Raw genomic sequence first — 506 nt, forward strand, 5'->3', positions numbered from 1 at the left:
TCTGTAGCCATTGTGAACAAATAGTAAAGCCTTACTATAAAGTGAACAAAGCCCTTGAACGCAATGTCCTTCTTTGGTACAGTAAAATCACCTTCCATGAATATTGTCGAAACTGCCGTTTCAAACGGATCATTTAACACGCTTGTTGCCGCCGTAAAGGCCGCTGGTCTGGTCGAAACCCTGAGTGGCACGGGTCCATTCACGGTGTTTGCCCCCGTCGATGCTGCGTTTGCTGCGTTGCCCGCCGGTACCGTCGACACGCTGGTGCTGCCCGAAAGTAAAGGGACGTTGACGGGTATCCTGACCTACCACGTGGTAGCCGGTAAGATTATGTCATCAGATTTGACAGATGGCATGACCGCCACCACGGTCAACGGGCAGTCACTTACCATCCACTTGACGGATGGTAAAGTGATGGTCAACGGTGCCGAAGTGATTATTGCCGATGTGGATACTGACAATGGTGTTGTTCACGCCATCAACGCGGTACTGATGCCCGCTTAATT

Annotated in this window: 1 protein-coding gene; it reads left to right on the top strand. The window is 50.8% G+C overall.

Annotated features, from left to right (window positions below; genetic code table 11):
* Positions 1 to 96 precede the first annotated feature (96 nt).
* Complete coding sequence (locus ACYVHB_RS32945) at positions 97 to 504, top strand: fasciclin domain-containing protein (RefSeq protein WP_461056347.1); 408 nt, start codon at positions 97 to 99, stop codon at positions 502 to 504.
* Positions 505 to 506: the final 2 nt, after the last annotated feature.

The sequence above is a fragment of the Spirosoma arcticum genome, from assembly GCF_054779955.1.